General features: G+C 59.3%; 25 protein-coding genes and 1 pseudogene. 8 read left to right on the top strand and 18 right to left on the bottom strand.

Going from position 1 to position 23,591, the window contains the following annotated elements; all coding sequences use genetic code 11:
- Nucleotides 1–420 precede the first annotated feature (420 nt).
- From HPT29_RS27220 to HPT29_RS27210, 3 genes and pseudogenes are all read right to left on the bottom strand, one after another.
- Nucleotides 421–864: pseudogene (locus tag HPT29_RS27220) on the bottom strand (PAS domain-containing protein); the annotation flags it as partial.
- A 394-nt stretch (nucleotides 865–1,258) separates the two neighbouring features.
- Nucleotides 1,259–1,519: a DUF6894 family protein gene (locus tag HPT29_RS27215; RefSeq protein WP_162820760.1), complete on the bottom strand. Its 261-nt coding sequence runs from the start codon at nucleotides 1,517–1,519 to the stop codon at nucleotides 1,259–1,261.
- 177 nt (nucleotides 1,520–1,696) lie between these two features.
- Nucleotides 1,697–2,020, bottom strand: coding sequence for a hypothetical protein (locus tag HPT29_RS27210; RefSeq protein WP_173946576.1), 324 nt, complete (start codon nucleotides 2,018–2,020; stop codon nucleotides 1,697–1,699).
- Nucleotides 2,021–2,225: 205 nt separating this feature from the next.
- Here HPT29_RS27210 and HPT29_RS27205 point away from each other — a divergent pair, with 205 nt between their 5' ends.
- On the top strand, nucleotides 2,226–2,516 hold the full coding sequence (locus HPT29_RS27205; RefSeq protein WP_173946575.1) for a hypothetical protein: 291 nt from the start codon (nucleotides 2,226–2,228) through the stop codon (nucleotides 2,514–2,516).
- Between the two features lie 2,501 nt (nucleotides 2,517–5,017).
- Here the strand turns inward: HPT29_RS27205 and HPT29_RS27200 are convergent.
- Both HPT29_RS27200 and HPT29_RS27195 read right to left on the bottom strand, forming a co-directional pair.
- Entirely contained in the window at nucleotides 5,018–5,335 is a 318-nt protein-coding gene (locus tag HPT29_RS27200) for a DUF1330 domain-containing protein (RefSeq protein ID WP_173945002.1), read from the bottom strand.
- A 104-nt stretch (nucleotides 5,336–5,439) separates the two neighbouring features.
- A complete protein-coding gene (locus HPT29_RS27195; RefSeq protein WP_173945001.1) occupies nucleotides 5,440–6,441 on the bottom strand; it encodes an adenylate/guanylate cyclase domain-containing protein in 1,002 nt (333 codons plus the stop codon).
- Nucleotides 6,442–7,174: 733 nt separating this feature from the next.
- On the opposite strand from HPT29_RS27195, the gene HPT29_RS27190 reads away from it, so the two are divergent.
- Nucleotides 7,175–7,741, top strand: coding sequence for a DUF1003 domain-containing protein (locus tag HPT29_RS27190; RefSeq protein ID WP_259060950.1), 567 nt, complete (start codon nucleotides 7,175–7,177; stop codon nucleotides 7,739–7,741).
- 431 nt (nucleotides 7,742–8,172) lie between these two features.
- On the opposite strand, the gene HPT29_RS27185 is transcribed toward HPT29_RS27190, so the two are convergent.
- The 5 genes from HPT29_RS27185 to HPT29_RS27165 all read right to left on the bottom strand — a co-directional run bounded on the left by HPT29_RS27185 (nucleotide 8,173) and on the right by HPT29_RS27165 (nucleotide 10,922).
- Nucleotides 8,173–9,186 (bottom strand): IS110 family RNA-guided transposase, encoded by a 1,014-nt coding sequence (locus HPT29_RS27185; RefSeq protein ID WP_173945175.1) that lies wholly within the window; start codon nucleotides 9,184–9,186, stop codon nucleotides 8,173–8,175.
- Between the two features lie 461 nt (nucleotides 9,187–9,647).
- Nucleotides 9,648–9,863, bottom strand: a complete 216-nt coding sequence (locus HPT29_RS27180) for a hypothetical protein (protein ID WP_173945176.1) — start codon at nucleotides 9,861–9,863, stop codon at nucleotides 9,648–9,650.
- A gap of 70 nt (nucleotides 9,864–9,933) precedes the next feature.
- A complete protein-coding gene (locus HPT29_RS27175; RefSeq protein ID WP_173945177.1) occupies nucleotides 9,934–10,152 on the bottom strand; it encodes a hypothetical protein in 219 nt (72 codons plus the stop codon).
- Nucleotides 10,153–10,328: 176 nt separating this feature from the next.
- On the bottom strand, nucleotides 10,329–10,568 hold the full coding sequence (locus tag HPT29_RS27170) for a hypothetical protein (RefSeq protein ID WP_173945178.1): 240 nt from the start codon (nucleotides 10,566–10,568) through the stop codon (nucleotides 10,329–10,331).
- Nucleotides 10,569–10,577: 9 nt separating this feature from the next.
- On the bottom strand, nucleotides 10,578–10,922 hold the full coding sequence (locus HPT29_RS27165; RefSeq protein ID WP_173945179.1) for a hypothetical protein: 345 nt from the start codon (nucleotides 10,920–10,922) through the stop codon (nucleotides 10,578–10,580).
- A gap of 215 nt (nucleotides 10,923–11,137) precedes the next feature.
- On the opposite strand from HPT29_RS27165, the gene HPT29_RS27160 reads away from it, so the two are divergent.
- Together HPT29_RS27160 and HPT29_RS27155 are read left to right on the top strand one after the other, a co-directional pair.
- Entirely contained in the window at nucleotides 11,138–11,713 is a 576-nt protein-coding gene (locus HPT29_RS27160; RefSeq protein WP_173945180.1) for a hypothetical protein, read from the top strand.
- Between the two features lie 106 nt (nucleotides 11,714–11,819).
- Nucleotides 11,820–11,969, top strand: coding sequence for a hypothetical protein (locus tag HPT29_RS27155; RefSeq protein WP_173945181.1), 150 nt, complete (start codon nucleotides 11,820–11,822; stop codon nucleotides 11,967–11,969).
- Nucleotides 11,970–12,699: 730 nt separating this feature from the next.
- On the opposite strand, the gene HPT29_RS27150 is transcribed toward HPT29_RS27155, so the two are convergent.
- Complete coding sequence (locus tag HPT29_RS27150; protein WP_173945182.1) at nucleotides 12,700–13,209, bottom strand: phasin family protein; 510 nt, start codon at nucleotides 13,207–13,209, stop codon at nucleotides 12,700–12,702.
- Between the two features lie 1,518 nt (nucleotides 13,210–14,727).
- Here HPT29_RS27150 and HPT29_RS27140 point away from each other — a divergent pair.
- Entirely contained in the window at nucleotides 14,728–14,853 is a 126-nt protein-coding gene (locus HPT29_RS27140; protein WP_259060943.1) for a hypothetical protein, read from the top strand.
- A gap of 844 nt (nucleotides 14,854–15,697) precedes the next feature.
- Here HPT29_RS27140 and HPT29_RS27135 read toward each other — a convergent pair.
- From HPT29_RS27135 to groES, 3 genes are all read right to left on the bottom strand, one after another.
- Nucleotides 15,698–15,937 (bottom strand): DUF6489 family protein, encoded by a 240-nt coding sequence (locus HPT29_RS27135; RefSeq protein ID WP_173945183.1) that lies wholly within the window; start codon nucleotides 15,935–15,937, stop codon nucleotides 15,698–15,700.
- A gap of 534 nt (nucleotides 15,938–16,471) precedes the next feature.
- On the bottom strand, nucleotides 16,472–18,109 hold the full coding sequence (gene groL / locus HPT29_RS27130) for a chaperonin GroEL (protein WP_173945184.1): 1,638 nt from the start codon (nucleotides 18,107–18,109) through the stop codon (nucleotides 16,472–16,474).
- Between the two features lie 43 nt (nucleotides 18,110–18,152).
- Nucleotides 18,153–18,467 (bottom strand): co-chaperone GroES, encoded by a 315-nt coding sequence (groES, locus tag HPT29_RS27125; RefSeq protein ID WP_173945185.1) that lies wholly within the window; start codon nucleotides 18,465–18,467, stop codon nucleotides 18,153–18,155.
- A 218-nt stretch (nucleotides 18,468–18,685) separates the two neighbouring features.
- Here groES and HPT29_RS27120 point away from each other — a divergent pair, with 218 nt between their 5' ends.
- On the top strand, nucleotides 18,686–18,982 hold the full coding sequence (locus HPT29_RS27120; RefSeq protein WP_173945186.1) for a hypothetical protein: 297 nt from the start codon (nucleotides 18,686–18,688) through the stop codon (nucleotides 18,980–18,982).
- Between the two features lie 172 nt (nucleotides 18,983–19,154).
- Here HPT29_RS27120 and HPT29_RS27115 read toward each other — a convergent pair whose 3' ends face one another.
- Complete coding sequence (locus HPT29_RS27115) at nucleotides 19,155–19,328, bottom strand: cold-shock protein (protein WP_173945187.1); 174 nt, start codon at nucleotides 19,326–19,328, stop codon at nucleotides 19,155–19,157.
- On the bottom strand, nucleotides 19,261–19,944 hold the full coding sequence (locus HPT29_RS27110; protein ID WP_259060940.1) for a chemotaxis protein CheB: 684 nt from the start codon (nucleotides 19,942–19,944) through the stop codon (nucleotides 19,261–19,263). The genes HPT29_RS27115 and HPT29_RS27110 overlap by 68 nt, the downstream gene beginning before the upstream one ends.
- A 408-nt stretch (nucleotides 19,945–20,352) precedes the next feature.
- On the opposite strand from HPT29_RS27110, the gene HPT29_RS27105 reads away from it, so the two are divergent.
- Nucleotides 20,353–20,601 carry a hypothetical protein gene (locus tag HPT29_RS27105; protein WP_173945188.1) on the top strand — a complete coding sequence of 83 codons (249 nt, stop codon included), beginning with the start codon at nucleotides 20,353–20,355 and terminating at the stop codon, nucleotides 20,599–20,601.
- A gap of 126 nt (nucleotides 20,602–20,727) precedes the next feature.
- On the opposite strand, the gene HPT29_RS27100 is transcribed toward HPT29_RS27105, so the two are convergent.
- Complete coding sequence (locus tag HPT29_RS27100; protein WP_173945189.1) at nucleotides 20,728–21,216, bottom strand: PRC-barrel domain-containing protein; 489 nt, start codon at nucleotides 21,214–21,216, stop codon at nucleotides 20,728–20,730.
- A gap of 431 nt (nucleotides 21,217–21,647) precedes the next feature.
- Between HPT29_RS27100 and HPT29_RS27095 the strand changes: the two genes are divergently transcribed.
- Nucleotides 21,648–22,175, top strand: coding sequence for a DUF6894 family protein (locus HPT29_RS27095; RefSeq protein WP_173944976.1), 528 nt, complete (start codon nucleotides 21,648–21,650; stop codon nucleotides 22,173–22,175).
- Between the two features lie 242 nt (nucleotides 22,176–22,417).
- On the opposite strand, the gene HPT29_RS27090 is transcribed toward HPT29_RS27095, so the two are convergent.
- Nucleotides 22,418–23,527 carry a calcium:cation antiporter gene (locus tag HPT29_RS27090; protein ID WP_259060936.1) on the bottom strand — a complete coding sequence of 370 codons (1,110 nt, stop codon included), beginning with the start codon at nucleotides 23,525–23,527 and terminating at the stop codon, nucleotides 22,418–22,420.
- Between the last annotated feature and the right edge of the window lie 64 nt (nucleotides 23,528–23,591).

Genomic DNA, 23,591 nt, shown 5'->3' with positions numbered 1-23,591 from the left:
ACGGCAGGCTATGGCCGCCTTGAAGCGCGGCCGAACGCTACTCCTCTTGCAGAGATCTGTCTCTGGTCAGGCCGAGGTCCCACATATCAGCTCTTCCCATGCAAAGGGCACCGGACACATGGTTCAGGAACACCGAGAGGCCTTGGCGCGTGCATAGAGTCTGCTGTCCGATAGGATCACCTCTCAGTGACTCCCGCCGCGGAGCCTGAGGGCATCGCCCAGCATCTGAACAACATGCTCCTCGTTACCCTCGTGCAATACAAACGGAATGCTTTGCCTCACAAGTGCGTTGATGAGCGGTCCATGCCCATCCCGAAGCGGCAGACTCACCAGCGTGGCGTCTATCTTACGCTCGTCGAGCAGTGCGAGCGCCTCGCCGCCAGTTGCTGCGATGGCCACAGCAACGCCTCCGGCTTCGTCGATCAACAGATCAAGTTCAGCAGCCACGAAGATGTCATCTGAAACGATCAGCACCTGCATACCGTCTAGCGCTACCTGCTCAACCTCATCGATTTCAAGCAGCATGTTGACGGCTCCGACGAGAGCGCCGGAAGCATCACGCAGTGGTGTCGGATGAGGGATGAACGGGACACGCGTACCATCCAGCCGTTCGGCAACAGCCTGGGTTCCCCGGACGGCTCGGTCTTCCTTGAGCGCAATCGCCATGGGGCACTCGTCGTGCGGCAGGGGCGTCCCATCTGGCCAATACAAGCGCCACGTCACGCACCATTGCTCGATGCCCAGCTGGGCCTGGCGGCCTGAAAACCTTACGGCTGCTTCATTGTAGAAGGTGATCCGGCCCGCAGCGTCTGTGGTGTAGACAGGGGCGGGGAACGCATCGAGTAACTCCCGGAATGTTTGCTCGTACGCGCTTGGTTCAACCCCATCACACTGGATCCCGCTAACTGGGCGAGCCTCGCCGTTGGCGAGGGCTTTGTTGTACTCTGTTACCAGCCGCTCGAAGTCAGAGCCGATGATCTCGGCTCGCGGTTGTTCGGCCATCGTAGGCACCCGTTCCGGTAAGCAGCTCAGATCAATGGAGAAAGCAATACTTACATGGTACGCGTAGGGCTCTGAAGCAAGGATCGGCGGTCTCCGGGAGAGCCCGAACACTGCCTCAAGACGTCCTTCCGAGTGGACTCATGCGGCTTTGTCATATCTGGACGTTCCCTGCCGGCAAGGATTCTGTTGAACGTGAGTGCAAATGGCCGGGTGCAGTCATATCTACGGCCTGTAAGTGCGGCTCATACGGCGTTTCTTACGTGCTTAGGAGCTGCGATGCAGAATTGATCCGGTGAACCTCCATCAACACCATCACGGTTCCCACCAGCTGGCGATGTTCGTCCCGCACCTCGACCGTGACCTTATGGGTGGCGTTTCTCGGCAGCCGCTCCCGCCCGATCTTCGCCGCTGCCTCAGCCGCCGCGCGTTCGGCGGCATCCAGGCTGTCGAACTCAAGGCCCTCGTCATCAGGCGTGAAGCTGCCGTCGTCCCGCATGTCGAAGTAGAAGCGTGGCATCGCGATCCCCTCTGAAAGGAGGCCTACAAACTTAGGAAGGGGCGATTTGTTCGTCGTTCCATAAATCATGAAGTCGTCTAATCGCGGGCAATTTTGCAAGTAGTTTTTCAAAAACTCACCGGCCCGACACTAGAATCGGGGTCGAGGAGGGACTAAGGAGAGCTCAGTCCAGGCGGATCATAGGCGCGCCGGCCACGCGTCCGTCTTTTCCAGTTGGCCAACGAGTTGATTGCGCACGATCCAGACCCGTTCCTCGACCTCGGCAAGAACCTGCTCGTGCGATGGTCCGAAGCTTGGACCTTGTGCGATGTCGGCGGACAGGGCCTCCATGGCCTCCTGAGGCGTTCGGCCCTTGAGGTCGTTGGGCGGATAGCGGGGGTCGACCTTGTAGGTCCTCCCGTAGACTTTCACGGAGAATGGATCCGCATAAACCGGGATGATGCTAAGGAAAGCCAGCAGCCAGACGGACAGCCCAAGTGCCCTGGCGGTAAAGCCAGCCATCGCCGCCTCCCGCTCCGAAGAAAATCGACTGGCTCATTCTACACCTCGGGGAGGAGAAACGGATCTTTGTTTATCGCACTCCGTCCTGACGCGGCCTCTGGCCTTTTGGCATAGCAATGCGAGGATGTCCTCACATGCACGGCCACCATACGAAGACCATGTATGAGAGTTAGAGTTGCCAATCCTTGAAGGCCTGGAGGTCGCCATGTACGTCGTTATCCGCAAGTTCAACCGCATGAGATCGGTTGCTGAGGCTGCCCGTCGCGCGGAGAGCGGCCTTGGCCAGATGCTCAAGCAAACGCCAGGGTTTCAGGGCTACTGCGTCTTCGATGCAGGCGATGGAATGGGTGGATCGATCAGTTTGTTTGAGAACCGGGAGGCTGCCGTCGCAGCCAACGAAAAGGCATTGGCCTGGATCCGGGCGAGCCTGACGGATGTCATCGATGGTGAACCTGAGATCACCATGGGCGAGGTTCTAGCCACCGTGACACCTTGAACGGGCGAACTTCAGCTCTCCCGTCAGCATCTCCGACGGGATTAGCAGCGAGCTTAAGTATTTGGGATTAGGGCTCACGCAGGCTTATGTTGCAGGCCGTACGCTCATTGTAGAGCCCTGGTGCCCCGAGGACTTGATCTAGCCATCCACCCGGAGCCGGACGTGAAGGCAATTGTCCGCACTCGGGTTCGTTCTCTGGAGGGAGCCATGCCGATACAGGGCCTGCAGAGAGTATGGCATGAAGGAGTAAAGACAGTGCTGAATGCCCCTCTCCGCCGCTCCCGGTACAGGTGAGGTGCCCAGGGAACAGTACAGCCGTGCTTCGGGGGCACGCTGCCAGCTGTCGATGTCAGGCATCTGTGATCAGGCTATGCCTATGACCCGAAGAAGGCAGTCAGCCCAGTAGGGGCGTGGTAGTGTCCCGCACCGACGTAGCTGATGAATTGAATGCGCTGGCGTGAACGCGCCCCGATGAAGGAAATCAGTCGAAATCCTCAGCCGTGGCGAGTGCTTCCCGTCAGAGGAGCGCATCTGCGGGCCGCATCTTGACCAAGTCCTCTATAGGTGCTGCGGTATCTACGGAGGGGGATCTCTGAACAGTTGAGCTTGCTCGTCGATGCTTTTCAACTCTGCGGATGTCGCTCGAAGATGTTTTCTACGGCGGTAAGCGGAGCTTAGAAATGGGATGGTAAATCCGATGGCAACAAAGGCTGACAACAAGATCCAATGTGCTTCAACGTCGATGGAGTAAAATGACCCGAGCGCAATCGAAGCAAGCCCTACTATGGTGGCGCCAACAACGCCCGATGCTAACGCCGTATTGATGGGCGCAGGCGCTTACTCTTCAGCGCGTTTTGAGGCGAGATCATGCCTCTCCGCTTTGGTCATTGAAAGGCCTCCAGAGGCCTCCATCGTGATCGAGCATAGGGCCGATTTAATGGCCCACGCAGGACAGCCGCAGAACCTTCCACTAGCTGCCACTTGAGGCAGCTTCTGCACATCTGTCGGAGGGCGTGTTCTCCCCAGTGGTGCAGCCCAACCGAACAGCATCGCGGCGTTCCCCGGGAATTGCGTGTTTGGCCTGCTGATGAGCGCCTCATCGGCAACCACCACCATATTGCAGTACGATCAGGGGTGCCGCCTTGGCAAGCATCACCGGCCGCTGATTCCAGAACTGCCAGCATTGCCTAGCGCCGCCACGTCGCCCCAACGTGAAGCTGAAGACCACGGCTCATGTAGGCGAATTCGGCTTCAGTCAGCCATGGTCGCAGACATTGTAAGCCGGTTCGTTGCGGAGGCGAGGGCTCCAAGGACATCGGACGGATAAACTCAGCCCCACAGACAACACAGCGGCACCGCATTGGTTGACCATCCCCCGATGGGGCATCCATGCGCCAATCTGTGAACAGCTCAGCCTTAGCACCCGAGTACCGATGGATATCCTCGGCGACGTCGCAGATTTCATGACCGTTCTCGCAGGTGACGGTCTCGCCTTTGCACGCAATCATGGGTTTTTTCCCGTTGAAACAACAAGACTATCACAACGTCGTGGGGCAGGCGCGTGTAATCGTATCATGAGCGAGAGCCATAATAAGACCAACCGAGAGTGACCAGAAGGATAATCGCGGATAAGCGCATGGAGGCCTGTGCCGGAATTGAAGCTTGCAGCCAACATTGCCCAGGATAGTGGCCGATTGAGGAGCGCTGTCCGCGGCCGTGTATCTGGACATCTTCAGTCTGGCGCGAAGACAGGGCGTCTGCCCCCTCTGCTGGCGAGAGGTGCCGTGACAAACAATGGAAGAAACGTGAAACGATCCAGGCATCAGGTAGCTGTAGTGAGACTTTCTGTTGGGGAACTGGCTTGGGTTCACCATATATAAGCTTGGAGCCGCTCAATGCGCTCCTCAAGGAGCGCCCATGCGGATCATGATAGCGACAGCCGTGCTTGCTCTGTTCATGGCGCCTCATTCTGTCCCGGCCAAGGGCAGAGCTGCACCGGAGGCAGTAATCCCAGCGGTGTCAGCGGCGAAGTCGTACACGGCGGATGAATCCGCCACGATGGCGAGAGCGGCCCGAACCAAGGCCGAGGCGCAGGAACGGGTTTGGGATCGCAAGATGAAGATTATCACGAAGGGCATCTGCACAGGCTGCTAAGCCGGGCGTGAGCCCGCGGCGGCGAGGGCTGCGACGTTTGCGAGGCATAGGCGCCGCATTGACGATCGCCGGTCAGGCATTGGTCAACCTTGCTCAAGCGGTTCCCATTCACAGAGGCATGGTGGCGAGGTACAGGGCCAGCATTAGCAGGCGCCTCAGGCCGAGAGAGCCTGCCATCCATGGTGTGAGCTGGCTCCCGTAGCGTTCTTCCAGGCGTCTTTGGCGCTTGCGGCAGGACAGTCGGAGTATACTTGGGGGTCAGTCGCGCTTTGACAGGAGGTGAGTCATGAGGAGGCATTACGCCCTCGCGTACTTAGCATTCGTCGCTGCGTGACGCGCGTCTGGTCTCACGCTTGAAGTGGCTCTGGCGTAAATGGCGAGCGCTCAACCAGCAAAACCTTGGCGGCCACGCCGACTGACCGGAGCCCATCGAGAATTCTTTGCATCTGCTCAGATCCTTGCGCCTTGCGGGCATCCTCCACAGTATGGAACTCCAGCATGGTGATCGTGTCCGGGCTGGCGCCATCAGTCGTACGATAAGCCATAAAGGACACCGCACCCGGGATTTGCAGAAGCTGCGCGATCCAATCCCGGACATGCTGGTTGTAGTCGTTCCAGCGATGGGGCTCGGTCGGGCGGTCATACTGAAACATGACATAGGCCATGGGATCCCTCCCTGAAGGCTTGCGCTACCACAGCACAGGGGAGCAATCCCTCATAGCGCTCAGAAGGATGCGCCCGCCGGTTCAGCCGCGTGGTCTCGCCAGGATCAGTCGGAGCGACGATTGCTCGTGAGTTCATTGGCGTTGATCACGCGCGCTAAGAGGTCTTGCAGAGTTTCCCGCTCCCGCTCCGACAGGGCTGCCATCACGCGATCCCGCACCGCAAGGATCGTCGGGTATAACCGTGCATAGAGTGCGAGCCCTTCTTGTGAGAGGCTGAGAAGGCGCAGGTCGCGTCCGTGTTTCCCCGGTGTCCGGCTGACGAACCCGAGAAGCTCAAGGTGCTTGACCATCCGCTGGGCACTCGGAAGGTCAATGCCGATCCGCTCGGCCAGTCGCCGCTCGTCGATGTTCGGCGCATCGTGGAGGGAAGCCAAAACCGCAGGCTCGACCAGTGTCAGGCCCTCTGGCTTGGTCACGTCCACCAGCGCGCGGTTCAGGATGGTGTGGAAGCGTCGCCCCAGATTGAACTCACTGCGGCGGTGAACCGGTGGCAGCGCCTGGGACAGCGGATGATCAGACGGATGGGCCAAATAAGCCCGCATGGGCGCATCGAGGTTTTTCACGAGTTGCGTCCCGAGGTCGTCAAAGGCCAGCGGCAGCACCCTGGACACGTAATCATAGGCCGCTCCTGAGAGGCAGACCAATCCAGGCTGTGCCAGCTTCTCCATGCGGGCGGCAATGTTCACCCCATCGCCAAAGATATCACCGTTGCGGACCATGACCTCCCCAACGTGGATGCCGATCCGGAAGGTCACCCGGCGTTCCTCTGGGGTTTCCTCGTTTGCCGCAGTAATCCTTTCCTGAATGCCAACCGCACATTGGACCGCATCAACGACGCTCGGGAATTCGGCGAGAATGCTGTCGCCTGCGGTGTTGGCGGTGCGACCTCCATATTGGGTGATGTGCCGATCCATGATCTCGCGGCGGGAATCGAGCAAGGCCAGAGTTCCGGTCTCATCCGCATTCATGAGGCGCACGTAGCCTGCCACGTCAGCGTAGAAGATCGCTGCGAGGCGACGGTGCATGACTGAGGCGCGCTTGTTCATTGTCGGACACCGCCCTTCATGGGCCAACCTAGACCCATGTCGCATCGGTAGAGCCTCTCGGTCGACAGGATAATTGGCCAGGACTGAGGGTCGTTCCTGACAGACCGGCGGCACCAGCGAAATTGCAACAACCGGCCATCCAGATCCGGATTCACTCACCCGTGGTAGCGGATCGTCAGCGTGCAAACGGCGAGAATGCCAGCCATCAGGAGAAGCGAAATCAACACTTGGGACAGCATCACATGAATCCCAGGATTACGGCTCCACAGAACAGGAAGGCTAGAGCCGCAGCAAAGAGCGCTTCGTTTTCGTAAGAAATGTAGGACCTAATTCTCTGAACCATGATGTCCTCCTCAATTTATTGAAGTATACGCGCTTATCATTCCTGAGTATATGATTGTCTCGAAGCATGCATTATTCGACAAGGTGGAAGGGGGCTTGCAATATGCGGAGGCAATCCGAGAGATGAGAAACTTGGAAAGCGGATCATTATGCTTCGTCGATCCGTCTGGGGCCCGCCTTGATTATGTGACCAGCGGGGTCTGATTGATGGACATGGCAATGAGGCAGCCGCCGCCAGAGATTTTGAAGAGTGGCACGGGTCTCGGTGTGCGAGAGAAGGTTTTCTTGATCACATTGGGATATGCCACGGGCGCAAACGGCAAGCCTCCTCCGGTGCCTAAGGCTAGAGTAGACTGCAATCTCTGATCAGAATGACAGGGGGAGGGCGCTTATGGACGAGGTGGCTCAACTCGCCCGGCAGTTGCTGGATAGCGGCGTAACAAGGCTGTCTGAGCGCGAGCAGCGGGTAATTCTCCACATTGCCAAGCGTTCGCATGTCGCTCGAAATGTGAACAATGTTCTCGAAGAACGGCAGACATTGGGCGAACGCTTGGCGGATCGGGTCGCTCAATTCGGCGGGTCCTGGACGTTCATCACGATCTTCACGGGGATGCTCATGGCTTGGATCGTCCTGAACAGCGTTGCCTTGGCCCGCGTCGGCGGAGGCTTTGATCCATACCCCTACATTTTCCTGAACCTGATCCTGTCGATGGTTGCCGCGCTCCAAGCCCCTGTGATCCTGATGTCTCAGAACCGACAAGCCGCTAGGGATCGGTTGGCCGCAGGCCTGGATTACGAGGTCAACTTGAAGGCGGAGGTTGAGATCATGGCCCTACACGACAAGCTGGACCGCATTCGCGTCGAGCATCTCGAAGGCTTGCTTCAGGATCAGACGCGGCGGGTTGAGGAGTTAGACAAGCTGGTGCGGGCAACCCTCGCTAAGCCACTCTCAAGCTGACCTGCACCGAATTTGGCTTTTACCGCCCTGGATCGTTCATGAGCGCTGGGGCTGCCACAAACCTGCGCCGACGTGCTCTGCTGCGACAAGCCAATCGACCTATGTCAGCTCGCGCAAGCCCTTTTCGGCTGAGATGCTGCACTGAGCTCGTCACACGCCTTGGCGGAAGGTCTGGTGATGGCCGATACTGTTCTCTAATGGGTCAAGGGGCAGCCCTCCGATCCTGAGCGATTTGCGATCCCAAGGGGTGTCTGCGTTCTCTACGTGCTCCAGGGCACTTGATGGGGTCAGATGGAGTGGAGCGACGTGGTTGAAACCGCAGTCAGCCCTCGTCACAGGCCGCATGCGACAAAATCGGCGTCGTCTTCCACACCCTCCCTCGGGCAACGCTCCGCTCGGGAGCTCGTCTCGACCTGCTTCTGCTGCTCCTCCTAGGCGGCGTGGAACGGGGTGCCGTGCCGGAGCATGGCATGCATGATGATCGCCAACCGGCGGGCGAGCGCCACACGGGCCTTCCTCATCGTCGAGCGCCGGGCAATCCCCAACGCCCACTCCTTGAGGGCCAGAGCGCCGCGGTAGCGCGTCAGCATTACGTTGGCGGCCTCATACAACAGGGTCCGCACCCGCCGGTCGCCGCACTTGGAGATGCTGCCGACATAGTCGATCTCGCCCGACTGGAACCGCCGCGGTACCAAGCCGAGATAGGCTCCCACATCCCGCGATCGGCGGAAGCGTTCCGGCGCGTCGATGGTGGCGACAAAGGCAAGCGCCGTGAGCTGGCCGACACCAGGAATGGTCATCAGCCGCTGACATGCTTGAGACGAGCGCGCCAGTAGCCGCATGTCACGATCAATTGCCGCAACCGCTTCCAGAACGGCTTTGCGGGCCGCAAGCAGGCCCTGCATGGCACCCGACAGACCTGCAATCCCCTGGCTGGCTTGGATGACCTGCTCGGTAAAGCGGGGGCTCAATCCGCGCGGCAACCGGACCCCGAATACTAAGGCCAGGCCGCGGATCTGGTTCTCCAGCGTGACGCGCTGCCCAACCAGCTTCTTGCGGGCGATAATCAGGGCGCGCACCGCATGAGCTGGCAGCGATTTGACGTGGACAGGCTTGTAGAAGCCGGTTCGGGCGAGATGGGCCAGGCCGCGGGCATCGTTGCGGTCCGACTTGTGAGTGGCCAGCGACTTGAGCGCCTGGTAGGCCTGCCGGCTCTCGATGCAGATCACCGGCAGCCCGAGGGCGGCAAGGCCATGGAAGAGCATGGGCGCCATGCGGCCGGTCTCAAGCACGATCTTCTCGCAGGCGGGTGCCGTCTCCAGCACGGCGGCGATCGCTTCTGGGGTGCTAGAGGCCTTCGCCTCCAGAACGACACCTCCATCCCGCTCGACCACACAGATGTGGGTCTCGTTCATCGAGACGTCTAAACCAGCATCGTAGTTCATGGCTGCTCTCCTGTGCACGTGGCCCGCCGATGTTATCGGCATCCAGGAAGAGCCGCCCCATTACCCAATGTTGAAAAAGTCCGCGAGTGCCATTCTTTGCGTAGTCGGCATACAGGATGCTGGGCCTGATCGGGTATGATGACGCTAGGGATAGTGCCTTATTGCGTTCTGTCCAAAGATCCACGCCTGCACCAGACCCAGCCCTTTTCTCTGCGAGCCACGCCTTGACCCTTACATTGGCGGCTTCAACGGTCACGCGGTTGTCGTAGATGCGCTGCTCGACCCGGTCGAGCTGGCTTTCAAGGACGTCCTGAGATTGGTCGAAGGTCGCTGCGCCGTTCGATTTCAGTGTCTCAAGGCGGCGATCCATCCCGTGAAGTTTGATCCGTAGCTCGTCGCATAGACGGCCCATCCGCTCACTCTTGCGCATCTCCCGAAAGATCCTGTCGTGATGATCATGGCTAGGGCGACTTGGTGCTGTACTTCGACGGCCACTCGTCGCTGTATTGGCTGACAATCCCCGTGCTGAAGACCTTGGCCCCTGGCCCGGCGGCCTGGGCTTCCGTCACTGCGGCGTTGATGGCCAAAAGGCGGGATTCATAGTCCCCATGGTGTTTGCCATTGACCCGGATGCGCCAGGCACCCTGATGTCGGACAACGTAAAACTCGGTTGTCATTGACTGATCTCCACTGGCCGACTGCTCGGGTCAAAAGGCCTCGCCAACCGATTCAAACTGGCCGACGAGTTTAGAACTGCTTGCCTGCCATCCAGCCTTGAACGTCGGCCCTGGCCTTTTCATAGGGCAGGCCGTAACGCACCTTCACCAGCGTGATCAACTGCTCCTCATTCTTGATCTCTGACAGATCCAAGGTGGTGAGACAGCTCCACTGCCGCTTCGCGTCTATGCGGTACCCGGTCTTGCGAGTGACAGTCTCATCGCTTTCACCGCCTCTAAAGCCAAACATCATAGCCTCCATTGTTGGGACAGGTCTCGTCGCGCCGTGACTGGCTTAAGCCATGTGCATGAGCACCAGCACAAACCAGTGGATGTGCTGGTGCTCATCCCCATTCCTGAGAGAGTTCAGCTGACAATGCGGTTGTCGGCAAAGTCGCTAGATCGCCGTCCTCAGGCAGACGGCGCCTACTGGCGGGCTGTCGTCAACTCTTGAGGATCGACCCTGACCGCCTGGACCGAACCCTGGTTCCCTGGTTGGAGGGGCAGGTAGATGGTGGTCGCAACCCGCCGGTAGGCGAGAAACGACAGCCCCTCAATCAGTTCCTCGTCGATATCGACCGCGTATGTGCCGGCAGGCTGCAGCTTGTCCACGGCCATCAGAGAGAAGGGGTGATCGAAGGTGATGCTCTCTCGGGTCGTGCGCATGAGCTACTCCTAGGCGGCGATCTTGTCGGCGCAATCCTTGGCGACCTGGCTGTTGCCTTCCGAGGTGCCGGGCATGGTCGCCCATCCATTCTTCAGGACGAGGTCGCCCCTGTTCCAGGACGAGGCAGTCTTGATGGCAGCAACCCGCTCGGCAAGCTGCGGATCGCGCTTGGATTGATCGACGCAGATCAGGGATAAAGCCGTGACCACCTCGGCTTTCGATTGATCGGCGGCCATCGTGCGAGCCGTGCCGCCGGTGACCCAACCGCCCCAGGAAAACCCGATGACGGCGAGCGCGACAGCGCCACAGGCGGCGCCGTAGAGGCCAGGCTTCAGCCATTCAGGGTTTTGCATGATGTTTTCCTTAGGATTGCGAAAGAAACTTATTGTTCTCTTAAACATCAATATAACACAGCGTAAGTTTTTATCTCAGCTTTATATTTATCTCGGTCTCTATTTATTTAGATGGCTCGTCCCCATATCTTACAACAGATCGATGCTAATTTCGCACCTACGGGATCGGGCCATTGCTGCCCAGTCAGCACAGCTTGGTTTGACCGGAGCCTGAGGTGTCCCTCGAGAAGCTCCGTATGAAAGAGGCTGCCATGAGATTCCTGGTCCAGTTCAAGAGGTTTCGACGCGGTGTTCCAGAGGTCATCGGAACCCTGCCCATCACCGCTGCCGACGCTGCCGCAGCCTTGGCATTTGCCCGGAGCCTTGCCGGAATGAGACGTTGGCCACCCCGAACCGATGCTCTGCGTGTGATGGACGATGGTGGCCGCACGCTGCTCGACTGGACGGCGCCGGTAGCGGCCGCGGAGCCGGTCATCTACGCACCTGCCTCTGCGCCGGCAAAGCCAAGTAGCGACATCCCCCACCGCACTCCGCCAAGAGTGGCAAAGCACTCACAAGAGAGCCGATCAACGCCCCCCTCAGGGAAGCACCTCTTCGCTGTGGGACAGGCCGTTTCCTACGCGGAGGACGGTCAGCCCGAGACCTGGAAGGGCGGCTATGAGATCGTCAGGCTTGATGATCCCCGCGACGAGCCCCAATACGCGATTAGAAGTGCTGATCAGTCGTATGACCGGATCGTCCATGAGCACGAACTCCGCGAGGACCTGGGCGCCCGTGCCCGCGGCCGTTGAGCCCCACCTCCGGCTTGTATCCGGGGTAGTCAAGTACCTGCACCACGCTGCCGAGGGTGCACGGCAAAACGGAGCCGTTGGCTGCACGAAGGAAAGCGAGCGAGACATGGCCCAGAACATCCTCAGTTCGGCGAAAGCGATCATGCGCAAGATTTTGGGCGCATTGACTTCTGCCCCAGCTCCCGCCGTGCAACCACGACCGCAGCTCAACGGAAGGCGGGGTTACGGAGACGACAGCATCAAACTGCCCGGCTGAGCTCTGAGGGCGCAGTCGCTCGGATTGGGGCTGCTCATCAACGCCTCTCGCCGCTGGGCGAAAGCGGCAAGAGGAGGAACGTGTCGGTCACAGGCGTCCCTGTCCTGTTACAGGCCAGCTCTAAGCGGCGCAGGCCATCCTACTGCGCTCGGGGCGGCCTCGTTTCGCGGCGGATGTTTTCGAGCTCATTGCGAGTATGCTCCATCTCCCGCCGGACTGCGCCGATATCCCAGCGCAAGTCCTCGATCGAGCGCGTGATCTGCTGGGTCAGCTCCCGCAAGTCACCGCGCGTGATCGATACGTCGTGCTATCCTGCTGAACGCTCGCGCCATCCGGTGTGCCGTCACGATGGTAACGAAGGCTCAGAGCATCTCGCACCTTGAGATACATGCACTGGGTATCCGGATCACGCCGCGTTAATGGAGGGGTCTCCCGTGCCGTTGCCAGGGTGGCGAGGACCAGCAACCCAACAATGATTGCCATTTTGATCATCGATCCTCCCTGTCAAGATGTGGGGCTGTGTGCCGGAAAGTCCATGGTGTTCCAGGAACCACAGCCTCAATGAACGAGCACGGCGTCCGCTGTAACCATGAGGCCCCGCACAGCTGAGGCTAGCGCTACGTCCGAGCCATGCCAAAGAGGTTCGCAAAAGCTTGGTCGAATATAGGAAGAGGGCCGAGGCGGTGCCTCGGCCCTCTTCTAGTTTCCTCGCATCCAGTGCTGAAATGCATCAGGCGACGCGGCTGGCCTTCTTCGTCTCAGCCTTGAGTGTCTGGCCGGCCTCGTTCGCCACCCGTGTGGCGACCTCGGCGATCCGGCGGGTGCCCTCAATGGTCTGCTCGAGATTGTGCCGCATAATGGTGCTCTGAGCCGCCACGACGTCCGGAAGGGACTGGCAGCGTGCCAGCACGCCGAAATCATCAAGGTTCTTCTGCAAACGCTCCTGCGTGAGGCTGAACCACTCGCGCGAGAGGTCCTGCACCCCGCGCGTCAGCATGGTGCTGGCCTGCGTCATCATCTCAAGGCTCTGGGCTCCCTGACGGGTGAGCTCCTCGCGGCCTTCGCCCGTGATGCCATAAGCCTGCGTGACTTGATCGGTGAAGCGCCGGGTGTGCTCAGAGACAGAGTTCAGACCAGACCGCATGGCGTCCTGTGTCTCCTCCACCTTGGCGTGAATGTATTCACCCCGACCTTCAGCGCGGTCGTTCGCCTTGTTGGTTGTATTGTGAGCGACAGACATATGGGTTGTCCCGATATTGATAAATACAAGTACGCATAATTCCAGCCTTGTGAGCCAATCCGGAAACAGCTTGTATTTAATTGTTATTCATTTCCTCTTGAGCACAATCGCAGCACTTTACGTTTATAATGCGGCCATCAGAAGCTTTCACTGTGTGTGGACCATCCTACCTCTATTTTATTCGAACGATCCTGTACACCCAGGGTGGTCTTCCACCCAGTGCTTCTCAGCATCCCTGTTTCATTGAGAGCCTGACGGTGGAGCGATATCGTCCCCTGGGGTCTCTTGCTGTTCGACCGGAGACAAGACGCGGAACGTGAAGATCGTGAACAGAGTCATGACGATGGCAATGTCGTAGCTGTCAAGACCCACAGCAGCTCCGCCGCCAATGAAGCCGATCCGTGATCAGGCCCTCGATGATCCGCGCCTGCGCCTCTGCCGAGGTCCCGGCGCTTGCCTCAGTCGCCTGAACGAAACCGCAGTGTGCGGTTGATCGCGCAACCGGAATGGCCCGAACCGTGGTGGTAAGCCTTGCCAGGAAAATGACCGGATGGCTCAAGGCTGAATGCGCAGAACCAAGGCACTCAGGAACGTTCCCCAGCGTTATCTCAGTGGGTTGCTAGGGAGGCTTCCCATGGACATCGAGGACCTCAAGTCTTTGTAATGCCGCTCATGGCGGCTCTGGGTTTGACCACCCTCAAGGCGAATGGCACTGTTTCTAATCAGCACGAAGAACTGAGAAGGCTTACCCACGATATTGCCGACCTCAAACGGCGAATCTCCGACCAGATCACGGTCATCCGGGGCCTGGCTTGGGTGGCGCAAGACACAGGCGTCCATGAAGGAGGCCCTCAATGAGATGCAGGGGACGCTCAGGAAATGGTACGCTCACCGTGACTCGCACCTTAAGCTCCCGGCGTTCTCGGTACCATCGGGCTTCTTCGGTAGCGTTGTCCCATGGATCTATTGACGCGTCAGAGTAAATCGGAGCAAGTGGATGGTGACACGAACGGCCCGTTTGCAGGACTTCAGGACTGAAGGATATCCAGGCTCTGGGCTGCCAGTGCAGGTTTTAGCCGAAGACCATGTCGGGACCTACATCCTTCCATTCCCGTGTCAGCACATAAACGGGGAGTGGCGGAACGGGACAACCGGGGAGGCCGTCCAGGCCAGCATCCTTGGGTGGCGTGAGGTGCAGACAGAAAGCCGAGACCGCACGAGCCCTGCTCAGCAATCGCCCAAAGCGTGAGTGGCCCCGCATATCCTGATCTAACCGCTGCCAAGCCGACGCGGCAGCAAATTCTGACTCTATATCAAGCTCGGGTGATCGCCACCTTGCAGGGGCTCTGCATAGACGGCTGAGGCCACATAATTGTGCCTTGGACAGCCGGACGGGTTTTGACGCCAGAAGGTTGTCACTCTTAGACCCACAGAGTGATCGGATTTTCTATGGCGCTTTAATTTCCCGCGAGGCTTCGGAAGGTGTTACACTCTGGGTTAACATCAGGAGAAGCAGACATGGCCAAGGGTGAACAGCGCGGCAACCGCGAAGCGAAGAAGCCCAAGAAGGAAAAGACAAAGACGATTGCCGCTGCGCCTTCGACAAAGGGGACAGTGGGCTCAAACATCGGATCCAAGAAGTAGCAACTCGCTGAAGCCGATCTGGCTAACCTTACAGCCTCGGCAGCCACTTGCCACGCTTTGCGTCCGAAGTTGGAATTCGTCACAGCCTGCGTTTAGGTCAGATTGCAGCCTCGGTGTTCTCGGATGGGCTTGAACCTGTGCGACCAGCGCACGGGCCTTAGGCATCATTGGGGCTGTCAACCAACATGCGCGATTGCGTGATCCAGGCTTCCGCCGGAGGTGCTGATGGGCCTTGTTCCGCGGAGCCTGAGTGTGCTCGGAGCTACGTTCGGCCTTGTCGCAGGAATGGCTGACGAGTTCATGGACGCACAGGAGGATAAGGCATGCAGTTAATCTCCAGCCCTGACGACATGAAGAACTGGACCCCTCGCTCAACCTTCTGAGAGGACGAGATGAGGTCACAGGAGCGCCAGAGTTCTCCCCCGGCTGAGGTCACGCGGGGAGAGAAGATGCTCACACCGGATGACATGGCGGCGATGCTGCCGTTGAAGGGCCTGGGCTGGGCATCGAGCGGATTGCTCACGAACTGAGGTGCAGTGCCTTGACCGTTCGCCACGAGCAGGCCGAAGGCGGTGACCGAGCATATCGGCGTCCCGCCCGTCGGCGCACCTTGTCTTAGGATGCTCAACAAATGAAGACACGGACTGTGAGTAGCTGTGAAAGTCAGAATTTGATCTGTCGGACAGTGTCAGAGAGGTCGTGTTCCGCATGAGAAAGCCGACTCCAGAACCCGCCATTCTGGCATGATCGCTCTCGGCTTGGGGCTGCCAGAAGGCGACTCGCTTTGACACTGTCCGTCAAATCAAGTCCAAGATTCTACAGAGTAGCCGAACACTCGCTTCACCTACTCTCGTTTCGTCCCGGTCATTTGGGACATAAATATCTCCTGGATCTGCTCAAACCCTTTGAGGGTGGCCGGCAGCCAGGTTCTCAGCATGGCTTCAGGCTCCATCGCCCGGATGTTTGCGGTTATGCGGTCCTGCACCTCTCGCATGAGTTGCTCTTGCATCGGCTTCACATCCGGTAGCCCTAGAAAGGACCGCGCCTCTTCAGGCGTGCACTCTACGTCCATGGTGATCTTCATCTGACATCTTGCTCCAGCATCAAGCGATAGGCTGTCGATCTTTAGTGTCGTACCAGGCCTGAATATGCGAACGCCCCTGGCTCTGAACCAGGGGCGTTCGCTGCGAGGCCAATCAGGGAGGACTACGCGGCGCGATGAGCGCTCCGGTCGGTCTCAGATGTGGCGGTCCGGGCCACAGTCTCGGCGACACGGGTGTGGATTGGCACTGAAGCTTTGACCCCTCCTCAGGAAGCCGCGACGTCTGGGTTTAGCGACATAAAATAGGAACTCGGTGGGCTCACGATCGGCGCCGGTGATGACCCCGCCGATGCTACGAACTCGCTGGCAATCGCATCTGCATAACGGCAGTCAGCTCAAGGGTCCGAATTCGACGCTTAGCTACAAACATGAAATAAAACGCAGGCACATGGTCTGCTTGAAGCTGTTTACAAGTGTTTACCGCAATAATTCCCTAATTTGGCACCTTGTAGTGAAACGCAAACAAAAAGCCCTGGATCGCTCCAGGGCTTCTTCTTTGTCGCGTTGTGCGAGGACTTAGAAGTCCATGCCGCCCATGCCACCACCCGGCATGGCCGGAGCGGATTCCTCCTTCGGAGCCTCGGCAACCATGGCCTCGGTGGTGACCAGCAAGCCGGCGACCGACGCTGCATTCTGCAGAGCGGTGCGGACCACCTTGGCCGGATCGACGATACCGGCCTGAAGAAGATCCACGAACTCCTCTGTCTGAGCGTTGAAGCCGAAGGTGTCGGAACCCGTGTTGTCGTTGATCTTGCCAACCACTGTTGATCCTTCGACGCCGGCGTTCTCGGCGATCTGACGGATCGGAGCCTCAAGGGCGCGCAGCACGATATTGATCCCAGACTTCACGTCCGGGTTGTCGCTTTGGAGCTTTGCGACCGCACCCTTGGCACGCAGCAGAGCCGTGCCGCCGCCGGGGACGATGCCCTCTTCCACCGCAGCGCGAGTGGCGTGCATGGCGTCATCCACCCGGTCCTTCTTCTCCTTCACCTCGATCTCGGTCGAGCCGCCGACGCGGATCACCGCGACGCCGCCGGCGAGCTTGGCCAGGCGCTCCTGGAGCTTCTCGCGGTCGTAATCCGAGGTGGTCTCCTCGATCTGCGCCTTGATCTGAGCCACACGAGCCTCGATGTCGGCCTTCTGGCCGGCGCCGTCGATGATCGTGGTGTTCTCCTTCTCGATGCGTATCCGCTTGGCGCGGCCAAGCATGTCAAGGGTGACGTTCTCGAGCTTGATGCCGAGATCTTCAGAGATCGTCTGGCCGGCGGTGAGGATCGCGATGTCCTCGAGCATGGCCTTGCGGCGGTCGCCGAAGCCAGGAGCCTTGACGGCAGCGATCTTCAGGCCGCCACGCAGCTTGTTGACCACGAGGGTGGCGAGCGCCTCACCCTCGATGTCCTCCGCCACAATCAGCAGCGGCTTGCTGGTCTGCACCACGGCCTCGAGGATCGGCAGCAGCGACTGCAAGGAGGAGAGCTTCTTCTCGTGGATGAGGATGTAGGCATCCTCGAGCTCCGCGATCATCTTCTCGGCGTTGGTGATGAAGTAGGGAGACAGGTAACCGCGGTCGAACTGCATGCCCTCGACCACGTCGAGCTCGGTCTCGGCGGTCTTGGCTTCCTCGACCGTGATCACGCCCTCGTTGCCGACCTTCTGCATCGCCTGAGCGATCATCTCACCGATGGAAGCATCACCATTGGCCGAGATGGTGCCGACCTGGGCGATCTCCTCGGACGAGGCGACCTTCTTGGCGCGAGCCTGGATGTCCTTCACGGCCTCTGCCACAGCCAGATCGATGCCGCGCTTGAGGTCCATCGGGTTCATGCCGGCGGCCACCGCCTTGGCGCCCTCGCGCACGATGGCCTGGGCCAGAACCGTCGCGGTGGTGGTGCCGTCGCCAGCCACATCGCTCGCCTTCGAGGCGACCTCGCGGACCATCTGGGCGCCCATGTTCTCGAACTTGTCGGAGAGCTCGATCTCTTTGGCGACGGTGACGCCGTCCTTGGTGATCCGGGGAGCGCCGAAGCTCTTCTCGAGCACCACGTTGCGGCCCTTGGGACCAAGCGTGACCTTTACAGCGTTGGCCAGAATGTCGACGCCACGCAGCATGCGAGCACGAGCATCAGAGGAGAATTTTACGTCTTTGGCAGCCATGAGCTGAACTCCTGTTATTTGTTATCTGGTCGGGCCGGGCTGTTTAAGCCGCCTTCTGAGCCGCGGCGGACTGTTCGATCACGCCCATGATGTCGGATTCCTTCATGATCAGGAGATCCTGACCGTCGATCCGCACCTCGGTGCCGGACCACTTGCCGAACAGGACGCGGTCGCCGGCCTTCACGTTGAGGGCAGCAACCTTGCCGTTCTCATCGCGGGTGCCCGGTCCGACGGCGATCACTTCGCCCTCTTGCGGCTTTTCCTTGGCGGTGTCCGGGATGATGATGCCGCCCTTGGTCTTCTCTTCGGCTTCGATGCGGCGGACGACGACGCGGTCGTGCAGCGGACGGAACTTCATAGGCAAGCCTCCTCGTACTTTGGAATTGGAGGCACTCGTCTGCGCCGAGCGGCACGATTAGCACTCGACGCATCGGAGTGCTAAGACGAGTTGATAGACCGATGTTCGGGCCGAGGCAAGCTTATCCTTGAGGATACAAAAGATCTGAGCGAACGGTCACTTTTGAGCAGCGTTGACCCCATACAGGTCGCTTGGCCGCTCAGAGATGGGGATCAGCCGTGTTGAGTTTCGAGGCCGTCGAAGAGGTCTGCGAGAGCAAGAGCATCACCCTTGTCATTCATCCGGCCATCCGGCGCGCCGTGAGGGGCTACGAAGAAAGCTTCTATATCGGCCTGCGCTGCTTTCTGAAGGAAGAGGCTGACGGGATCTTTTTCCTGCCTCTCTGCGACGGCGGCTCTATCCGCCTTGCCTTCTCCCAGCGTCACTCCTCCGGAGGGCACCCGATCCTGAGGGTCGACCCGCTGACCTCAGAGGGGCTGGACCAGATCAAGGCTACCATCCGAGCTAGCAGCTGAGCCCTTCGCTCAGGCTCCTGCAGCCTGCCGAGCTAAGATCGCTGGGGCCTCGGGCAGGCCGGGCGGATAATCGCTGCCGGTGATTGCGGGCGCAAACAAAAAAGCCGCCCCACAAGGGAGCGGCTTCAAGACCGAGCGGCACAGGCCTATATCCTGAACCGATCATCAGCAATTACGCTGTTTCGATGTTGTTGACGGCGATCTTACCGGAGCGGCGATCCTCGGTCGTGTCGAAGGAGACCTCCTGGCCTTCGGCGAGGCCACGCATGCCGGCCCACTCAAGGGCGGTGGCATGGACGAACACGTCCTTGCTGCCGTCGTTCGGCTGGATGAAGTCGAAGTGCAAATCTCATATTTGAGTCCAGTCCGTCATCTGGGCTCGTCTGATGGTCGTCCGGGCGGCAAACTATCGGGGCAGAGTGCAGCGATGCGCTCGGCAATCCCCGCGACTGACAGGCAGGCATCAGGATGGCCACCATTATCGCTGCATATGGCATGCTGGGATTCTCAGCTTCCTCTGGCTTCTGGACAAAAGCTATGCCGCCATGCCCTTTGATTGCGCCTAGTCCCGCCGCTCCATCCCCGCCTCCGCCACTGAGAACAATCCCCATGACATGCTCGCGGTAGATTTCAGCCGCCGAGAGGAACAAAGGGTCGGCGGCGGGGCGGACATGATTGACCTTCGGTCCCTGATCCAAAAGGATACGGCCCAACCCCAGGGTCATGTGATGGTCAGGCGGCGCGACATAGACATGGCCGGTCTGGATCAGGGTGCCGTCGTCAGGATGCGAGACGGGAAGCCTGCCGACCCAGCTCAGGATCTGCGGGAGCAGACTGGGACGAGGGCCGATGTGCAAAACAATGAAGACGGATGCCGCGCAAGGGTCTGGCAGGGCCGCCACGATTTGCTTGAGCGGCCCAAGACCACCAGCAGAGGCGGCAATCACGACAATGGGGTTCATGGCACCACACCAACGTCCCACGACGGGGTAACGTTCAGCTTCCTGCGGAACCAAGTGTTAGATTCCATCCACTAGCAGTCTGCATGATCTATCGGACGAACGCCGCAATGTTAAGCCAGAAACTTTTTTCCGTGTTGCTGATCGCCGGCTGCCTCGTTGTGTACAAGATGGGAATTTGGAAGGGGCCGGGAAAACGCCCCATTCTCTGAGGTGATGGAGGAGATGCTCAACAAATCTCATGTGCTCTGGTCTCATGTGCTCTGGAGCAATGCTTCTGCTGGTCCTCGCATTGAACACCACTCTCGTCGGAGACTCCATCGCCGTGCACCTCGTCATCGTGCACGGCTGGTCTTGGTGGCAAACGATGCCAGCGATTGTTTTCGAAAGTCTCCCAAAGAGGAGCTCACCATGAGACCACACCGCTATGCTGTAGGTCTGCCCGTCAGCTATGCTGAGGATTGTGCACCCAACGATGTTTGGAGGAGCGGCTACAAGATCGTCGACTTGGTCTCTGGCGGAAACCGGGAGCCCCAGTATCAGATCCGGAGCGCCGACCAGAGCTATGACCGGGTTGTCTGGGAATCCCAGTTGCAGGAAGATCCCGGCGTGGGGACGATGCGGCTCAACGGCCATGTCATCCGATCTCCGACGTCATAGGGAACTCTGCAAAGTCAGAGTCCTGAAGGTTGCACCGCACGCGAGATCATCGCGTGTGGATTGATCCTCCGGATCATCTGCAATCCGCATGGGTTGGGCGACGGAGCTGCCATGTCGGCGAGGAGGTCAGCGCTTCCACTTGCCTTCATAGCGGAACTCCGGGGCCGATTTCAGCTGCTCAAGATCCGCGTTCATGGTCGCCTGCCATTTGTTCTCACCTTCTGTGTACCGGATCGAGATCGCGGATGGGTCCACAGCCACATAGCGCGGGCTGCTGCCCAGGACCTCTCCGACGGATAGCACAACTCCGATGATCTGGCCGCCCTCGAAGACAACGTCCTCAATCTTACCCATCTCTTTCCCGCCGGCGCTTTGGACGTTCAGGCCGATCAGCCGTGAACTCAGAAGGGCATTGTTGCTAATCGTAATGAACTTGGGTGCACTTGACGCTGGTGGGGTGCTCTGAGCCTGAGCAACACCTGACCAACCCAGAGTGAGGAGAAGGATAATCGCAGATAAGCGCATGGAAGCCTGTTCCTGATTGAAGCTTAGAGACAACCTTGCCCAGGATAGTGGCGGATTGAGGAGCATTGCCGATGCCGTGTAACTGGACATCTTCAGTCTGGCGCGAGGGCAGGGCGTCTGCCCCCTCTACTTGCAAGAGGTGCCGTGACAAACAACGGCGGAAACGTGAAGCGATCCAGGCATCAGGTTAGGGTAGCGAGCCTTTCTGTTGGGGAACTGGCTTGGGCTCACCATATATAAGCTTGGAGCCGCTCAATGCGCTCCTCAAGGAGCGCCCATGCGGATCATGATAGCGACAGCCGTGCTTGCTCTGTTCATGGCGCCTCATTCTGTCCCGGCCAAGGGCAGAGCTGCACCGGAGGCAGTAATCCCAGCGGTGTCAGCGGCGAAGTCGTACACGGCGGATGAATCCGCCACGATGGCGAGAGCGGCCCGAACCAAGGCCGAGGCGCAGGAACGAATTTGGGATCGCAAGATGAAGATTCTCACGAAGGGCATCTGCACAGGCTGCTGAGGCACGCGTGAAGTATCTGGAGGGTCCTCGGCTCCGGACGATAGGCACGTCGTTGCAGATAATGGTCGCCTTTGGCCGGCCGGCGGTGGAGAGGACGCGTTATCGTCTATCGATCGCCTCATGCTTGGGGTGGATATCAAAAAGCCAGCTTTCTGCCCTATATATTGTGATCATGAGCCAAGATCCTAAGAAGCCAAGCCAGCGTCAGGATCTCAAACGGTGGGATGATGAGGGCGGGGCGCCCCGATCTCACCGCTCGCGAAAGCCGCACCCTCCATCCAAGGGAGAACCAGCTCTCTACTACTTCAACGTCCGGACCGAGGGCGGTGTGATCGAGGATCCCGAAGGGGAGGTGTATTCTGACCTTCAGGCTATGCGAGTTGCTGCCACCGACAAGGTACGCGACATGATCGCAGTAGGGGATCAAAAGGGCGAGGATCGGCGAAGCTGGCAGATCGAGATCATGGACAGAGCCAATCAGCCCGTCCTGACTATGATGTTCTCGGAAGCGCTGGATCCCAGGCCGGGTGGTTAGACTGAGCGGATCAACCGCCTCAGGGTAGCTGGGGCGCAGAAAGTGAGGCCGGTATGCACAAAGGTTTCCTCGAAACCGCTCAGGATGTTGTCAGCGCCATCCGGAAAGCAGTGAGGCGCCTGGAAGGGCAACCCGCTCTGGCTTCGAAGGTTAAGCTTAACGGCCGGCGGGGCTATGGAGACGGGGATATCCCGTCCCTGACAAGAAGGTGGACGAGCACTAATCCTGAGCGACGTCTTCCTCTAAGGGACGAACACGAGAAACAGGAACGTCGCAAAGATCACGAGATGGACGAAGCCGTAGAGAATGTTGGTCCGCCCGGTACCGAAGGTGAGAAGGCTCGCGACAGCCGTGAGCATGAGCAGCACGGTGTCCTCGCCATCGAGCCCCAACACGAGGTCCTTCTGGAGCGTGAGGTTGACCGCCACAACCGTGGGAATTGTCAGGCTGATGGTGGCCAGTGACGAGCCGAGAGCCAGATTGAGGCTCTTCTGCAGCTGATTTGCCTGTGCCGCCCGAACCGCCGCGACGCTCTCCGGCAGCAGAACCAGCAGGGCCACAACGACCCCTATGACAGCTTCAGGAGCGCCGACGAGTGCCGTACCCGCCTGCACGACAGCAGCGAACATCTTCGAGAGCAGGATAACCGCGCTGAGCGAGAGGACGAGCAGAGCCGCGCTCACCAGAACTGAGCGATTTCGAGGCATCTCCGAGCTCGCACCCAGACCCTCGGTGTCGAGCACAAGGAAATAATCCCTGTCGCGCACAGTCTGGATGTAGAGGAACACGCCATAGAGTGCCAGGGTGATCAGGGTCACGAAGATGAGTTGGCTGGGCGAATAGAACGGCCCGAGGCGTGCCTGCGTGTAGTTCGGCAGAACGAGGGTGAGAGTTGCGAGCACGATCAGAACGACGAGGTAGGCACTTGCGCCCGTCACCCGAAAGCCTTGTTCGCGATAACGCAGCCCGCCGAGCAGGATGCATAGGCCGACGAGTCCATTGCTAACGATCATGATCACCGAAAACACTGTGTCACGAGCAAGCACCGGGCTGCTGTCGCTGCTCAGCATGATGGAGGCGATGAGTGCAACCTCGATCACGGTGACGGCAACGGTGAGGACCAGGGTGCCGTAGGGCTCTCCTGTGCGGCGCGCGATGACCTCGGCATGGTGGACCGCCGCGAACACGGTGCCGATCAGGAGAGGGATCAGTGCGGAGGCAAAAAGCATCCCAATCGGCGAGGAGATGGTGTCACCGCTCAAGCCGTAAATGGAGGCGAGCGCAAAGAACAACAGCGCGGCCGCAGGGAGCACCCAGACTGAATGGAGCCTTAACCTGCTGAGCTTGAACATACCTTTGTTTCCCGGTTCTGAAACTGTCTGAGATTTGAAGATTTCGACACGAACAACAGGTGAG

It is taken from the genome of Microvirga terrae (assembly GCF_013307435.2).
GTDB classification, from domain to species: Bacteria; Pseudomonadota; Alphaproteobacteria; order Rhizobiales; family Beijerinckiaceae; genus Microvirga; species Microvirga terrae.
The sequence above is the reverse complement of the archived record's forward strand: the minus strand, read 5'-3'. Positions and strand labels throughout refer to the sequence as shown.

Excerpts from the sequence above, each read along its gene's own strand:
- HPT29_RS27215 (WP_162820760.1), bottom strand. The coding sequence starts at position 1,519 with ATGCCACGCTTCTACTTCGACATGCGGGACGACGGCAGCTTCACGCCT.
- HPT29_RS27210 (WP_173946576.1), bottom strand. The coding sequence starts at position 2,020 with ATGGCTGGCTTTACCGCCAGGGCACTTGGGCTGTCCGTCTGGCTGCTG.
- HPT29_RS27205 (WP_173946575.1), top strand. The coding sequence starts at position 2,226 with ATGTACGTCGTTATCCGCAAGTTCAACCGCATGAGATCGGTTGCTGAG.
- HPT29_RS27200 (WP_173945002.1), bottom strand. The coding sequence starts at position 5,335 with ATGGCCTATGTCATGTTTCAGTATGACCGCCCGACCGAGCCCCATCGC.
- HPT29_RS27195 (WP_173945001.1), bottom strand. The coding sequence starts at position 6,441 with ATGAACAAGCGCGCCTCAGTCATGCACCGTCGCCTCGCAGCGATCTTC.
- HPT29_RS27190 (WP_259060950.1), top strand. The coding sequence starts at position 7,175 with ATGGACGAGGTGGCTCAACTCGCCCGGCAGTTGCTGGATAGCGGCGTA.
- HPT29_RS27185 (WP_173945175.1), bottom strand. The coding sequence starts at position 9,186 with ATGAACTACGATGCTGGTTTAGACGTCTCGATGAACGAGACCCACATC.
- HPT29_RS27180 (WP_173945176.1), bottom strand. The coding sequence starts at position 9,863 with ATGACAACCGAGTTTTACGTTGTCCGACATCAGGGTGCCTGGCGCATC.
- HPT29_RS27175 (WP_173945177.1), bottom strand. The coding sequence starts at position 10,152 with ATGTTTGGCTTTAGAGGCGGTGAAAGCGATGAGACTGTCACTCGCAAG.
- HPT29_RS27170 (WP_173945178.1), bottom strand. The coding sequence starts at position 10,568 with ATGCGCACGACCCGAGAGAGCATCACCTTCGATCACCCCTTCTCTCTG.
- HPT29_RS27165 (WP_173945179.1), bottom strand. The coding sequence starts at position 10,922 with ATGCAAAACCCTGAATGGCTGAAGCCTGGCCTCTACGGCGCCGCCTGT.
- HPT29_RS27155 (WP_173945181.1), top strand. The coding sequence starts at position 11,820 with ATGGCCCAGAACATCCTCAGTTCGGCGAAAGCGATCATGCGCAAGATT.
- HPT29_RS27150 (WP_173945182.1), bottom strand. The coding sequence starts at position 13,209 with ATGTCTGTCGCTCACAATACAACCAACAAGGCGAACGACCGCGCTGAA.
- HPT29_RS27140 (WP_259060943.1), top strand. The coding sequence starts at position 14,728 with ATGGCCAAGGGTGAACAGCGCGGCAACCGCGAAGCGAAGAAGCCCAAG.
- HPT29_RS27135 (WP_173945183.1), bottom strand. The coding sequence starts at position 15,937 with ATGAAGATCACCATGGACGTAGAGTGCACGCCTGAAGAGGCGCGGTCC.
- groL (WP_173945184.1), bottom strand. The coding sequence starts at position 18,109 with ATGGCTGCCAAAGACGTAAAATTCTCCTCTGATGCTCGTGCTCGCATG.
- groES (WP_173945185.1), bottom strand. The coding sequence starts at position 18,467 with ATGAAGTTCCGTCCGCTGCACGACCGCGTCGTCGTCCGCCGCATCGAA.
- HPT29_RS27110 (WP_259060940.1), bottom strand. The coding sequence starts at position 19,944 with ATGAACCCCATTGTCGTGATTGCCGCCTCTGCTGGTGGTCTTGGGCCG.
- HPT29_RS27105 (WP_173945188.1), top strand. The coding sequence starts at position 20,353 with ATGAGACCACACCGCTATGCTGTAGGTCTGCCCGTCAGCTATGCTGAG.
- HPT29_RS27100 (WP_173945189.1), bottom strand. The coding sequence starts at position 21,216 with ATGTCCAGTTACACGGCATCGGCAATGCTCCTCAATCCGCCACTATCC.
- HPT29_RS27090 (WP_259060936.1), bottom strand. The coding sequence starts at position 23,527 with ATGTTCAAGCTCAGCAGGTTAAGGCTCCATTCAGTCTGGGTGCTCCCT.